A 14238-nucleotide genomic window follows, 5' to 3' on the forward strand; every position below is an offset into this window, starting at 1 on the left:
GCACCCTCCACAACACACGGGACGGCCCCGGCACACGGGACGGCCCCGGCGAAGATCTCTTCGGCGGCGTGCCCTGACACCGGGTGGTGGAGGCATCGCAGCCCCGGGGGTTCACCCGTGGTTCACAGACCGGATGACAGCCGGCCGCCGGCGGCCGGCCGAGACCCCGCTCGCGGCCCCGCGACGGCACGCCACGACAGGGCGCGAGCTTGCACTCACCCACCTCGAGTGCTAAACAGGACCTGGCACTCACGAGCTTCGAGTGCCAGGGCTGAGCGGCGAGGCCATCTGGCCGTCCGTCGCGGGCGTCGTCTTGGCCAGGCCATTGAACAGCCATTCCCCTGGGAGGACCCCGACACCATGCCGAAGATCATTGCCTTCGATGAGGAGGCACGGCGCGGCCTGGAGCGCGGCATGAACCAGCTGGCCGACGCCGTAAAGGTCACGCTCGGTCCGAAGGGCCGCAACGTCGTTCTGGAGAAGAAGTGGGGCGTCCCCACGATCACCAACGACGGTGTGAGCATCGCCAAGGAGATCGAGCTCGAGGATCCGTACGAGAAGATCGGTGCGGAGCTCGTCAAGGAAGTCGCGAAGAAGACGAACGACGTCGCGGGTGACGGCACCACCACCGCGACGATTCTCGCCCAGGCGCTGGTCCGTGAGGGTCTGCGCAACGTGGCGGCCGGCGCGAACCCGCTGGGTCTGAAGAAGGGCATCGAGATCGCGGTCGAACGCGTCTCGGAGGAGCTCTCCAAGCAGGCCAAGGAGGTCGAGACCAAGGAGCAGATCGCGTCCACCGCGTCCATCTCCGCGGGCGACCCCGCGATCGGCGCGCTGATCGCCGAGGCGCTGGACAAGGTCGGCAAGGAAGGCGTCGTCACCGTCGAGGAGAGCAACACCTTCGGCCTCGAGCTCGAGCTCACTGAGGGCATGCGCTTCGACAAGGGCTACATCTCGCCGTACTTCGTCACCGACGCCGACCGCCAGGAAGCCGTCCTCGACGACCCGTACGTGCTCATCGTCAACAGCAAGATCGCCGCTGTCAAGGACCTGCTCCCGCTGCTGGAGAAGGTCATGCAGGCCGGCAAGCCGCTGGCGATCATCTCCGAGGACGTCGAGGGCGAAGCCCTGGCCACCCTGGTCGTCAACAAGATCCGCGGTACCTTCAAGAGCGTCGCGGTGAAGGCCCCCGGCTTCGGTGACCGTCGTAAGGCCCTGCTCGGCGACATCGCCATCCTCACCGGTGGCCAGGTCATCTCCGAGGACGTCGGCCTCAAGCTGGAGAGCACCACGATCGACCTGCTCGGCAAGGCCCGCAAGTTCGTCGTCACCAAGGACGAGACCACCATCGTCGAAGGCGCGGGCGACCCCGACCAGATCGCCGGTCGGGTCAGCCAGATCCGCGCCGAGATCGAGAAGTCGGACTCCGACTACGACCGCGAGAAGCTGCAGGAGCGGCTGGCCAAGCTCGCCGGTGGCGTCGCAGTGATCAAGGTCGGTGCCGCGACCGAGGTCGAGCTCAAGGAGAAGAAGCACCGCATCGAGGACGCCGTCTCGAACGCGAAGGCTGCGGTCGAGGAGGGCATCGTCGCCGGCGGTGGCGTCGCGCTGCTCCAGGCGTCGGTCACGGCGTTCGAGAAGCTCGACCTCGCCGGGGACGAGGCCACCGGGGCGAACATCGTCCGGCTGGCCCTCGAGGCGCCGATCAAGCAGATCGCCTACAACAGCGGTCTCGAAGGCGGCGTCGTGGTCGACAAGGTCCGTCACCTGCCCGCCGGCCACGGCCTGAACGCGGCCACCGGCGAGTACGTCGACCTGATCGCCACCGGCATCATCGACCCGGCCAAGGTCACCCGCTCGGCGCTGCAGAACGCCGCGTCGATCGCCGGGCTGTTCCTCACCACCGAAGTCGTCATCGCCGACAAGCCGGAGAAGAACCCGGCCCCGGCGGGTCCCGGCGGCGGCGGGGACATGGACTTCTGAGTCCGCGGTTCGCAGTCTGAACTGGTTGTAAGCCAGCCGGTGGCAAACCGGCCGGTGGTAGAACACAAGGGGCGGTCCCGTTTCGGGGCCGTCCCTTTGCCATGGCAGGACGAGTGGGAGTGTGCACAGCATGACTCAGACCATGCCGCCGGCGGGCTGGTATGCCGACCCTTCTGGCAAGCACCCCTTCCGTTACTGGGACGGCAGCCGGTGGACCGACCAGGTAAGTAATACCCAACCCGGGGCACCCGGCGGCGTACCCGTGCAGACCAACTACACGCCGGACCGGATCCAGCGCCAGGTACAGGGAAACGCGGGCCTCGAACCCGTCCACGGTGGGCAGGGGACGCTCTTCACCGAACCGATCCTCGTGGTCAACCAGAAAACCAAACTCATCGAGCTGACGAACGAGTACGCCGTGTTCGACCAGTCCGGGAACCAGATCGGATCGGTCGTGGAAGTCGGTCAGAGCACCGTCAAGAAAGCGGTGCGGTTGGTCAGCTCACTCGATCAGTTCTTCACCCACCGCCTTGAGGTCCGCGACAGTGCCGGTGTTCCCCATCTCACCCTGACCCGACCGGCGAAGGTCTTCAAGTCGCGGGTGATCGTATCTCGGCCGGACGGATTCGAGATCGGCACAATCGTCCAGCAGAACGTCTTCGGAAAGATCCGCTTTGCCCTCCAGAGCGCCGGCACCCCCATCGGGATGATCAAAGCGGAGAACTGGCGGGCGTGGAACTTCTCGATCGTCGACCATACCGACACCGAGATTGCCCGGGTGACCAAGACCTGGGAGGGACTGGCCCGGACGCTGTTCACCACGGCCGACAACTATGTCGTGCAGATCCACCGACCCCTTGCCGACCCCCTGCGCAGCCTGGTGGTCGCCTCCGCGCTGACCATCGATACCGCTCTCAAACAGGACTCCCGCGGCCTCGGCTGAGTGCGGGCCACAGACCACAGAATCTGGTCGCCGAGGGTGAAGGTTTCGACAGTCGCAGCTGGAAGCGGCACCATTACTGGCGTGATCCAGCCTGGTTCCACGCCACGCTCGCGCCGCCCCACCATGGTGCTGCCCACCCCCCCGCTCACCGTCGCAGACCTCGACGAGTTCGGCCTTGAGGATCCGCGCTTCGACCTCATCGACGGGATGTGCCTGGTCCGTGCGTGGCCGACGCCGCTGGAGACCAGGGTGACCAAGCGTCTCGTCCGGCTACTCGTCGAGGTGACCCCTGCGCACATGCGCGTCCACACCCGGGGGGTGAGCCTTCGGATCGAGCCCCGAAGCGAGATCGTTCCCGACATCATCGTCGCGGCGGCGGGCGACGACGACCGTCCCCGCCGCATCACCGACTTGCCCCTGCTGGTCGTGGAGGTCGCCGAGCTCAGCAACCGGCGCTACGACCGGACCCTGAAGTTCGACGTCTATCGCGACCGCGGCGTCCCCAGCTGCTGGCTGGTCGACCCCGACACCCCGGCTATCGACGCCTACGATCTCGTCAACGGAGCCTATGTTCAGGTCGGGTCCGCGACCGGGCAGCAGGAACTCAGCGTGACCAGCCCGGTCGCCTGCACGATCATCCCGGCAACCCTGATCGACCCCCCGCATCCAGAGTGACGCCTCCCACCGGACGGTTATGTCGGGTCGGGATGGTTATATCGGTTTTAGATGGTTATGTCGGGTCGGGAATGTCGTCGGCGTCGACAATGGTGTAGGCGTAGCCCTGCTCGGCCAGGAAGCGCTGGCGGTGCGCGGCGTACTCCTGGTCGATGGTGTCCCGGGAGACCACCGTGTAGAAATGCGCGCCGCGGCCGTCCGCCTTGGGGCGCAACACCCGCCCGAGGCGCTGCGCCTCCTCCTGGCGTGACCCGAAGGTACCGCTGACCTGGATGGCGACCCCCGCTTCGGGCAGGTCGATCGACACGTTGGCGACCTTTGAAACAACCAGGGTCCGGATCTCCCCACTGCGGAACGCCTCGAACAAACGCTCACGTTCCCGGTTACGGGTCGACCCCTGGATGACCGGGGCACCGAGCAGCTCGCCAAGCTGATCAAGCTGATCAAGGTAGGCACCGATGACGAGCACCCGATCCCCTGCGTGCCGTTCGACCAACCGTTGCACGACCGCACGCTTGCTGTACGCGGTGGCGCACATCCGGTAGCGCTCCTCGGCCTCCGCAACGGCGTAGGCCATCCGCTCGTCCTCGGTGAGGGTCACCCGCACCTCGGTGCACTCGGCCGGGGCGATCCAGCCCTGGGCCTCGATCTCCCGCCACGGCGCGTCGTACCGCTTGGGGCCGATCAGGGAGAAGACGTCGCCCTCCCGACCGTCCTCACGGACCAGCGTGGCGGTCAGGCCGAGCCGCCGCCGGGACTGGATGTCGGCGGTCATCCGAAAGACCGGCGCCGGCAGCAGGTGCACCTCGTCGTAGACGATCAGACCCCAGTCGCGGGCGCCGAACAGGTCCAGATGCAGATACTCGCCCTTGCGACGGGCGGTCATCACCTGGTATGTGGCGATCGTGACGGGTCGGATCTCCTTGCGTTCACCCGAGTACTCGCCGATCTCGTCCTCGGTGAGTGATGTCCGCTTCAGCAGCTCCGTACGCCACTGCCGGCCGGCCACCGTGTTGGTGACCAGGATGAGGGTGGTAGTACCGGCATGGGCCATGGCCGCGGCACCGACGATGGTCTTGCCGGCACCGCTGGGCAGCACCACCACGCCCGAACCACCCTCCCAGAACCCCGCCACCGCGCCCTTCTGGTACCCGCGCAGCTCCCAGCCGTCCTGGCGCAGTTCGATCGGGTGTGCCTCGCCGTCGACATACCCGGCGAGGTCCTCGGCCGGCCAGCCAATCTTGAGCAACGCCTGCTTGAGCCGTCCCCGCTCGGACGGGTGCACCGCGACGGTGTCCTCATCCAGACGCTGACCCAGCAGCGGCGCGACCTTCTTGGACCGGACGACCTCGGTGAGCACCGCGCGATCGACGGTCCGCAGGACCAGGCCTCGCTCCGGGTCGTTCTCCAGCCGTAGCCGACCGTAACGGTCCATGGTGTCGGCGACGTCGACCAGCAACGCGTGCGGGACCGCGTAACGGGAGAAGCGAACGAGTGCGTCAACGACCTGTTCGGCGTCGTGACCGGCAGCCCGGGCATTCCAGAGCGCCAGCGGCGTGACCCGGTAGGTGTGGACGTGCTCGGGGGAGCGTTCCAGCTCCGCGAACGGGGCGATCGCGGCCCGCGCCTCGCCAGCCAGCGGATGGTCGACTTCCAGCAACAGGGTCTTGTCAGACTGGACGATCAACGGTCCATCGGCCACTTCTCACCGTCCTCTCACGATTCCTCGCGGCCTCTGGACGCGCAATGAAGGCCATGATCGCACACCCTGAGATTCCATCGGGTCGCGCAGCGATCTGCCACCTACCGACCTACCGACCTGCGGCGACATTCGTCGGCCGTACCAACCCGGATCGAACCAGTCTGCCGATTCTCGCATATTCGCCGCAGGCCGCGACGGATGCCCCGCGAGGTACCGGCCATCGAACCGGTTACCGTCATGGCAGGTCGGCAACGTCCTCCGGATCCACGAATTCAGGGTATTGCTGGTCCGGTACGGACATCGGCCCAACAGTGCCTGTGCCTGTGCTCGCAAGGGCACCGGCCAGGTCGCCACCGGTAGTGCCCGGTATGGCGCCCGCGACACCCAACTCATACGACCAGTCGTAACCGGCGGCCCCACCGGCCGGGAGCACATCTTCGACATCCAGCACGCCGGTGACACGGTGCAACGCGAAGCGCCGGGTCGCCGCAGCACGCTCATCCCACGCGGTCACCCAGCCCCCGTCAACAATCATCGGACGAACAATATGTTCACTAGACTTTCCCTGCTGGTCAACATACCCGAGCAGTATGCGCCGGCCGCTGCGTGCCGCTCCCTGCAGGCTCAGCAACATCAGCGGAGCTGATCGCAGCATCCCGTCGGACACGGAGCCGATCGCAGCGCTGGCTGCCCGGGCCGCCCGGGCGCTGTCGTCCCCCCGACGGATCATCCGCACCACGCCCCGGACCTGCTCGTTGCGGGCACCCGCGGCGTCCGCGGTGCTCGGGCGCGGACGGCCGGGCGTTCTGTGCACCTCCGGTCGGCTCAGTACCACGCGTCCGTCCGGTCCTTCACCGACCGGGGCGAACCCCGCCGCGCGCAGGCCCTCCAGCAACTTGGGCATGGGTAGCGATGAGATCACCACGGTGGGCGCGACCCGCCGCAGCCCGAGGGCCTGGGTCCGCCGCGACGCGACCACCTCGGAGAGCACCGCGGTGTCGTCGCAGCGCAGATAGGCCGCAGCCGGCCCCGCCCGCAACCGGCCGTGACGACGGGCGACGTCATCCACGAGGTAGTCCAGCGCCTGCGGGACGTCCCCGCGGGCGACGCGGGCAAGAAAGTCGCGGATGTCCTCGGCGACCCGACCGGCGTCCAGAGCACGCCGCAGGGACGCTTCGGAGAACCGGAAGACCGTTGCCGCGCCGGACGACTCGACATCGGCCATCTGGGCGAGCTCCGCGGCGATCTCCGGCACCAGGGGACCTGGCGCCACCGCGGTGAGGTCGGCCTGTACCAGCAGTTCACTGACGGGCTCAGGCAACATCGGACTGAGCGCGGCAGCGAGGTCGAAGCGGCGGGCGCCGTCCGCGTCAGTCGCCTCGCCACCGACCAGCGCCCGCCCGGCCGCTGACAGCGCGCCGCGTCCGGTGACACCCAGCAGATCCGCCTCGGCGAACGTCCAGTCGACCATCCGGTCCAGCAACGGCCCACCCCGGCGGGGTAGCCGCCACGCAAGCAGTGCGCGCACCGACTCGGATGTCGGCGCAAGGCCCGCCGGAGCTGCCGCGAAGGCGTCGAGCACGAGGCGGCGCAGCTCCGGCGCGCTCTGGCGGCGCAGCTCCATGGAGAGCGCGGCAACCTGACGGCCCTTGTCGTCGCGCTCCCCCACCAGACCGGGCACCTGGGGGGAGCCCAGCCACGCCTGGACCAACGTGGCCCAGCGCATCGCGGGGGTCTCCACGCACCACCGGTCGTAGGCGGTCGTTGGCATGATCATGACATCCGTGCCGGGAGCGTTGTCGACCAGCCCCGCCGCATAGGCGATTTCGATCACCAGCGCCGCGGCCGGTTCGGCGACGTCGAGAAGCTTCGCTGCCGCGCGGAAGTCCCGGACACTCAGACCGCCCGTGCGCAACGGGATGGGCGGGGTTGCACCCCAGGCTTCCAACAGCGCCGTCACCAGACGAATCATTGTGTCAGCGGCGAGGGCGGCCGCGCCGTCAACCTGGCCACGATCAATAGTCTTGCCGGTGAGCGCAGGCGGTTCACGATGCAACGTCCCGGCCGGACGGTCACCACGCAGGGTAAGCCCGACCTCCCGGGGAAGCTCAACCATGGTCTCCTCGACGCCGACCAGCAGACCCCGAGCAAGCAGTTGCTCCACGGGTGTGCGGGCGTCAGACGCATGGAGCAGCCGTCTCGCGTCGCCCGTGTGCCCGAGCGCCGGCCCGGCGGCGAGCCGATCAAGGAGCTGACGGGCCCGCGGACCGCACTCCTGGACGAGGGTCGCCACCCGCTCCGGTGCGGCCAGTGCAGCGCTGAGCTCGTCGAGGAAAGAGCCGCGCACGGCTCCATCGCGATCACGTTGGGCAGTGACCCCGATCGCCAGCGCGAGCCGGGCGAGATGGGTGTGCCGGTGCCCGGACAGGCAGGCACGTAACGGCCGACCTAGACCGAGTGGACGCTCACCGACAAGGTCGCGGACCATTGCGACAAGCCGGATGGCACTGTCATCCCCCCAGATCAGTGCACGTTCACGCAATGTCGCCACGGGCACTGCCACATCCGAGGCCCCGCAGAACCTGACGAGGTCCTCGGCACTCACCGGCGATGGAAGCAGCGTCAACGCCTCGCAGACCTCAAGGGTGAACGTGTCAAGCCGCTCAAGCGCGCGGGTCACGCTCACGCGGATTTCCAGGCGGGCGGCGAGGATGTCGAAGTCGGGCGGCGGCGGCGTGGCCAGATCCGGACGCAGAGCGAGCAGCCGGGTGAGCGCGTCGTCCGAAAGGCCCCGCAACCACCCGGCCAGGGTGGAGGAGACGTCAGGGCCATCCGCCGGCATGGGCACCCTCACAACGGTAGCCGGCCAGGTGCAGGGTCCGGCACGCCCTACCGCCTGTCGTGGTCAGATTCGTCGACCACCGGTGGGGAAACCCGTGGGGAAAACAAGCCGACACCGACCTCGGCCGTGCCCACCTGATCGAGAACCCAGCCACCGCTGACATCGAACCGGAGCACGGCCACCGCCGGATCAAGATCAAGTTCGTGTGGAAGGAGCGCTGCGAAGGCCCAGTCCGGCGGGCCGGTCGAAATTATGATCGAGGTCACCTGCAGCCGGCCCGCTGGGACGAGCGCGACCAGCGGGCTCGCGAAGACCGCCCTGGCAATCGCGTCGATCTCGTCCGCTGTCGGCGCCCGACCGGACGGAACGGGAAATACGTTGCGGTCGAACACGGCGGCGGCGGGGACCCGAGCGGAACCGCCAACATCAACCCTGTCAACATCAACCCTGTCAACATCGACCTTGCCGGCGTCGGCTCCGCCGACATCAATGGCGGATGTGTCCGCCGTCCGCCGGACGACCGGACGGATGACACGTGGACCAGCGCCGTGTCGAGGTGCGGAATGCGGACGCACAGGCTCTCCTGCCGCGAGTGACAGGCTGCGACGATACCCAGCCGACATCACGTGAAGCCGCACGTCCTGTGACAGAGTGCGACAGACCCGTCGATGCAGATTCCACACGGGCGAGCCTCCGAACGCAAGAGTCTGACGCCAAATGCTTGTCGCAACAGTAGAACATAAACCAAAAACCTGGCGCTACGCACCTTTTCAGCTGTTCTTCTGTTTCAACCTGATATCGGCCGTATACCGCCGCACGCCATTGCGAGGCCGCGGATCAACGTAACTTCTCCACACCGTCAACCAGAAACGCCAGATGATGATCGCGTGCCCAGGTCCCGACCCGCGACTGTGCAGTTGCAGACCCCGGCGACGCGAGCGCCTGCCCGATGGAGAAGCCGATGATCATGAAAACCACGGCGGCGAGCACGGTCAGCACGATCACGGCCGGGCGTCTGCCCGAGGTGCGCCCGCGCGTTCCCGTACCCGCGGACCGCCCCTTGTCCGACGGTGCCCGCGCACTGGCCTGAGCCCTGCCGTCCCGAACCTTGGCGGCCGCAGGCCTGACTGCCGCAGGCCTGACCGCCTGGGCCGGCCTGACCGGCCGGGAACCCGTACCGCTGGTCCCACTGCCCGTCTGGGCCCGATCCTCCGTGGCCCGACCGTCCGTGGCCCGATCCTCCGTGGCCCGACCGTCCGTGGCCCGCTGACGCCGCGCGGCGACAACTGACCTGTCGTCATCCCCGGGGATCGTGGCGAACTGGTCGGTGGCGCCGATCTCTTCCCGATCAGCCTGTTTTGCCTGATCCGGAAACGGGTTAAAGCCTTCCGTCGGCGGGCCGGTGTAGGGCCTCGGCCCGGTGGCGGTCCCCGCCGCAGCACCTCGCCCAGGCGCGCTGCCCAGCGCACGATCACTTCCCCGTGGGGGGGCAGTGCGCAAGCCGGATGCAGCGTCAGCCTGCCGGTCAAGGCCAGCCTGCCGGTCAGGGCCAGCCTGCCGGTCAGGGCCAGCCTGCCGGTCAGGGCCAGCCTGCCGGTCAGGGCCAGCGCCCGCGGCGCCGGCCCCCGCACCCCCGGCCACGGGCTGCCCGGGCAACGTGCCAAAAGCCACCAGGTGCCGGCCTGCACTGACCGGTCGCCCGGGGCGGCTGCGGTCACCCCCAGCACCCACGGAACCCCCAGCGCCCGACCGGACCGATTGCCGGCCAGGTGGCTGGCCGGGCGAGCCCGGTGCCGATGTGGCGGGCAGTTGTCCAACCGCAGGCTGCGAGCCGGGAATCAAGGGACGCGGCCCGCTCGGCTCCTGATACTGCGGGTGCGCCGACTCTCCGGGTCGCCACGTCGTGTCATCGTCCCCGGGCGGGACGCCACGCGGATTCACCCACGGGTCGCCTCGATAATCATCTCGTCGGTCGCCCCGGGGCTCGGGGTCTCCTCGGACCACGCGGGCATCCTCCGGTCACACGCGCACGGCAGCGGTTGTGTCGATGTCGTTAGAACAGCGAGATTCAGCGTATCCATAACAGGTTTCAGTGGCACAACACACCCCAGCCCAACACCACATCCGACACGAATTGATCTCTGCCGTGGCCTGGCCGCCCAAAGCAGGAACCCAACCCACCACAGCGGGTTGGGTTCAGTAGGAGGTTGGGGTGAGCAGGGGGTTGACCAGGGAGTTGGGCAGGGAGTTGGGCAGGGAGTTGGGCTCAGCGGGTCCCGGGCAGTGGCCCGTCCGGGACCTCAGAATCCGCGGGATCGCCGGGTTCCCACCGCAGCGGCGAAGCCGACCGGGTCTGCGCCGCATCGGCGGAGCCGACCGGGTCTGAACCGGCCCGGCGGTACCGATCAGGGCCATACCGATCAGGGCCATACCGACCGGGGACGTCGACTGGGGAGATCCGGGAAGCTTTCGACGGGACTGTCCGCGCCGACCTGGCGGGATGAAAGACCCAGGCGCGCATCAGCACAAAGCGTACGATTGTCGTCACCGTACCACTGAGCAACACGGTGATGATCTCGGCTACGACGCCGGACGACGACCAGAACCGGTGCAGCAGCCCGAGCCCACCGGAGGACACCGCCAGTCCGACAACGAACACGACGCCCGACTCGGCGAACTGGCGCACCGCCCCGTCGCCGCCGACCTGCCCGAAGGTCAGCCGCCGGTTCGCCCAGGTGTTGGCAACGGCGGTCATGAGCAACGCGACGAAGTTGGCCGTCAGCGGCGACGTTCCGATCTCCCGGAGCATCGCGTAGGCAAGGACGTATGCCAGGGTCGAACACAGCCCGATCGCCGCGAACGTCCGGAGCTGACGGCCCATTCCGCCGGGCAGCCGGGCCGCACGCACCTGCGGTGGCAGATCCACGCCGACCCGCCCCGCGATGATCCGACGGGCAACCCGGATCATTCCGCGAATGTCCTCCATCGCCGTCGCCACGACATCGACCCGGGAGTCCGGGTCGTCCGTCCAGTCGACCGCAACCTCATGAATACGGAGACCGTTACGTTCGGCGAGCAGCAGCAGCTCGGTGTCGAAGAACCAGTGGTTGTTCTCGATCGCGGGCAGGAGGGCACGGGCCACGTCGGCCCGGACCGCCTTGAAGCCGCACTGGGCGTCCCGGAAGGACGTCCGGAAGGTGACCCTCAGCATCCAGTTGTAACAACGGGAGATGATCTCCCGTTTCGGTCCACGAACGACCCTGGACCCGCGAACCAGCCGAGAACCGATCGCGACGTCCGAATGGCCCGAAAGCAGTGGCGCGACCAACGGCAACAGTGCCTCAAGCCCGCTGGAGAGATCCACGTCCATATATGCGACGACATCGGCGTCCGACGCCGACCAGACGGCCCGCAACGCCCGGCCGCGGCCCTTGGCCTCCAGCCGTGTCACCCGGACCCGACTCAGGTCGGCGGCCAACTGCCGGGCGATCGCGGGCGTGGCGTCGGTACTCGCGTTGTCTGCGATCGTGATACGCCAGTCAAAGGGAAAACGGCGGGTCAGGAAGTCATGCAGTCGCCGGATGCTGTCGGCAAGGGCCTTCTGCTCGTTGTAGACCGGGACCACCACCTCGACGACAGGTTGCGGTCGCCATTGAGCTGGTAGCGTCACGGTGGTCGGCGCCGCGACGGCCCTCGGGAGTGCCACGACGGGATTCACGAGCACCCCGGTCTGCCCACTCCCACCGCCAGGCATCGGCGCCGCAGTGCCCGGTGCAGCCCATGATGGTTCGCAGTCGCGGCGGCCCCGCAGACGCTTCGGCAGCTTCACCTCTCCAAGGGTTGGGGAAGGCATTGAGGACAGCCTGAAGTAGACCTGAGAAGCTACTGAGAGCACCTTCGCGGGCGCCCTCCCATACCGCGTGACAGCCACCCGGGGACGGTGGCCCGATCACTGGCGTGTCGTCACAGTCTGTAAATCAGGCGACCCGACTGCCACAGCGGTCACGACGTTCGCCATCGTGTGACGGGACAGGTCAGCGGGTTGGGCACTCGGGCAGTTGGATGGTTGGACAGGGAGCGGGTTGACGTGCTTCACGCACTTCCCCATGGGTGCCAACATGGTGGACCCCGCGGTCGCCGTTGTCGCCGCCGCCGCATTCACCGTCGCAGTGCCATCACGGCTCGCCGCATCGATCGCCGACCCACTCGCCGACGGCCGGGCCCGTTGACCGTGACCAGAATGGCCACGCTGGGACCTACGCTCCCGGACGCCGTGCCTCAGCCGACTGTTGGTCGCATTTCAGTCTTCACTCAGCTTGTGAGGGGAAGGTTTCTACCATGAGCACGCGGCCCCCCTTCACCTCCCCGGACGGACGTCCTTCGGACTCGCGGGCACCCGACGCCGGTGGCAAGGACCGCCAGTCCGGGCCGGATGCCCCGGTCTGGGCGGCGCCGGATGCCGAGCCATACCCACCCACCCACCGGCCCGCGGTGCAGGCACCGGCGGGTCCAGCAGCCCCGGGCCCAGCCGTCCCGGGTGCGGCAGACCCCCGGACGCCCCCCGAGTGGGGCTCAGCCGACGGGTCCGGCCGGACCTGGTGGGGAACGCCCTGGAGCGCACCCAGTACGAGCGGTTCCGACGACACGACGACCGCAGCCGCCTCGGGCGGCCCCGGCTCCGGCTACCCAGGCGGCTCCGGCTACCCAGGCGGCTCCGGCTACCCAGGCGGCTCCGGCTCCGGGGCGGCGTCGAGCTCAGGGCTGGCGTCGAGCTCAGGGCCGACACCACCGTTCGGGTCGACACCGTTCGGGCCGACACCGTTCGGGCCGACACCACCGCCGTCCGGTCCGTATTACGGCCCCCCGCAGACCGTCGGGCAACCGGCCCCGCCGCCGCGACGCAGGCGGCTCGCCGCCGCCGCGATCGCGCTCGCGCTGGTCTGCGGCGGGGTGGGCGGCGGCGTCGGCGCTCTGGTCGCAGGCGGCAACGACGGGACGACCGTGGTGTCCTCCGCCGGCCTGCAGCGTGGCACCAGCACTGCGGGAACCTCACCAGCCGCATCCGGCACGGTGTCAGCCGCCGCGCAGACCATCCTGCCGAGCGTGGTCACGATTGCCGCCACATCGAGAAACCAGGCGAGCACCGGCTCCGGGGTGATCATTCGTCAGGACGGCTACATTCTGACCAACAACCACGTGGTAACCGACGCCGCACAGGGTGGTTCCCTGAAGGTGACCACGCAGGACGGCAAGGACTTCACCGCAAAGATCGTCGGAACCGATCCGACCTCCGACCTCGCGGTGGTCAAAATTGACGCAACCGGGTTGAAGGCGGCAACCTTCGGCGACTCCGACGCGCTCTCGGTCGGCGAACTGGTGGTCGCGGTCGGCAGCCCGCTCGGACTCAGCGGCACCGTCACGTCAGGGATCGTGAGCGCCATGCACCGGCCGGTGCGCACCGGCGACACCAACGTCCAGGACAGCAACGCCGTCCTGGACGCCATCCAGACCGACGCTCCGATCAACCCCGGCAACTCCGGCGGCCCGCTCGTCAACAGCAAGGGCGAACTGATCGGCATCAACTCGGCCATTGCAACGGTGGGCTCGAGCAGTGGCGGGTTCGGCAGCCAACAGGAACAGCAGGCCGGCAACATCGGTGTCGGGTTCGCGATCCCATCCAACTATGCCCAGACCATCGCCGGTGAACTGATCAGCAAGGGGACCGCGGTACACCCGTATCTCGGTGTGAACGCCTCAACCGCCGGAGCAAGCCAGACCGACCCGAACGGTGACGGAAGCGGCGCCACCATCCAGAATCTGGTCAGCAACGGACCCGCCCAGCAGGCCGGACTTCAGGACGGCGACGTCATCACCAAGCTGGGAGACCGCCGGATCACCAGCGTTGACGGGCTCATCGCGGCAGTCCGGTCCCAGCCGATCGGCAGCAAGGTGACCATCACCTACACCCGCGGCGGCCAGCCACATACCGCGGAGGTCATCCTGACTCAGCAGCCACCGTCCTGATCGCCCACGGCTCCGCGGCAGCCACGACCAAGCCATGATCAAAAAATCGTCGGCCTGACGGGTCCAGCA

Annotated in this window: 9 protein-coding genes; 4 read left to right on the top strand and 5 right to left on the bottom strand. The window is 68.3% G+C overall.

Features of this window, described 5'->3' with window-relative positions:
• Positions 1 to 360: 360 nt before the first annotated feature.
• From groL to U9979_RS24390, 3 genes are all read left to right on the top strand, one after another.
• Positions 361 to 1983 carry a chaperonin GroEL gene (gene groL, locus U9979_RS24380; RefSeq protein WP_322781124.1) on the top strand — a complete coding sequence of 541 codons (1623 nt, stop codon included), beginning with the start codon at positions 361 to 363 and terminating at the stop codon, positions 1981 to 1983.
• A gap of 130 nt (positions 1984 to 2113) precedes the next feature.
• Positions 2114 to 2926, top strand: coding sequence for a phospholipid scramblase-related protein (locus U9979_RS24385; RefSeq protein ID WP_322781125.1), 813 nt, complete (start codon positions 2114 to 2116; stop codon positions 2924 to 2926).
• Between the two features lie 36 nt (positions 2927 to 2962).
• Entirely contained in the window at positions 2963 to 3601 is a 639-nt protein-coding gene (locus tag U9979_RS24390; RefSeq protein ID WP_322781126.1) for a Uma2 family endonuclease, read from the top strand.
• A 55-nt stretch (positions 3602 to 3656) separates the two neighbouring features.
• On the opposite strand, the gene U9979_RS24395 is transcribed toward U9979_RS24390, so the two are convergent.
• From U9979_RS24395 to U9979_RS24415, 5 genes are all read right to left on the bottom strand, one after another.
• Positions 3657 to 5303 (bottom strand): DNA repair helicase XPB, encoded by a 1647-nt coding sequence (locus U9979_RS24395; RefSeq protein WP_322751775.1) that lies wholly within the window; start codon positions 5301 to 5303, stop codon positions 3657 to 3659.
• A gap of 235 nt (positions 5304 to 5538) precedes the next feature.
• Positions 5539 to 8145 carry a helicase-associated domain-containing protein gene (locus U9979_RS24400; RefSeq protein ID WP_322781127.1) on the bottom strand — a complete coding sequence of 869 codons (2607 nt, stop codon included), beginning with the start codon at positions 8143 to 8145 and terminating at the stop codon, positions 5539 to 5541.
• 47 nt (positions 8146 to 8192) lie between these two features.
• Positions 8193 to 8720 carry a hypothetical protein gene (locus U9979_RS24405; protein ID WP_322781128.1) on the bottom strand — a complete coding sequence of 176 codons (528 nt, stop codon included), beginning with the start codon at positions 8718 to 8720 and terminating at the stop codon, positions 8193 to 8195.
• 262 nt (positions 8721 to 8982) lie between these two features.
• Entirely contained in the window at positions 8983 to 9150 is a 168-nt protein-coding gene (locus tag U9979_RS24410) for a hypothetical protein (RefSeq protein WP_322781129.1), read from the bottom strand.
• 1261 nt (positions 9151 to 10411) lie between these two features.
• Positions 10412 to 11851, bottom strand: a complete 1440-nt coding sequence (locus U9979_RS24415; protein WP_322781130.1) for a bifunctional glycosyltransferase family 2/GtrA family protein — start codon at positions 11849 to 11851, stop codon at positions 10412 to 10414.
• Between the two features lie 632 nt (positions 11852 to 12483).
• On the opposite strand from U9979_RS24415, the gene U9979_RS24420 reads away from it, so the two are divergent.
• On the top strand, positions 12484 to 14169 hold the full coding sequence (locus U9979_RS24420; protein WP_322781131.1) for a S1C family serine protease: 1686 nt from the start codon (positions 12484 to 12486) through the stop codon (positions 14167 to 14169).
• The last annotated feature ends 69 nt before the right edge of the window (positions 14170 to 14238 follow it).

This window comes from Protofrankia sp. Cas4, assembly GCF_963555915.1.
Classification (GTDB): Bacteria; Actinomycetota; Actinomycetes; order Frankiales; family Frankiaceae; genus Protofrankia.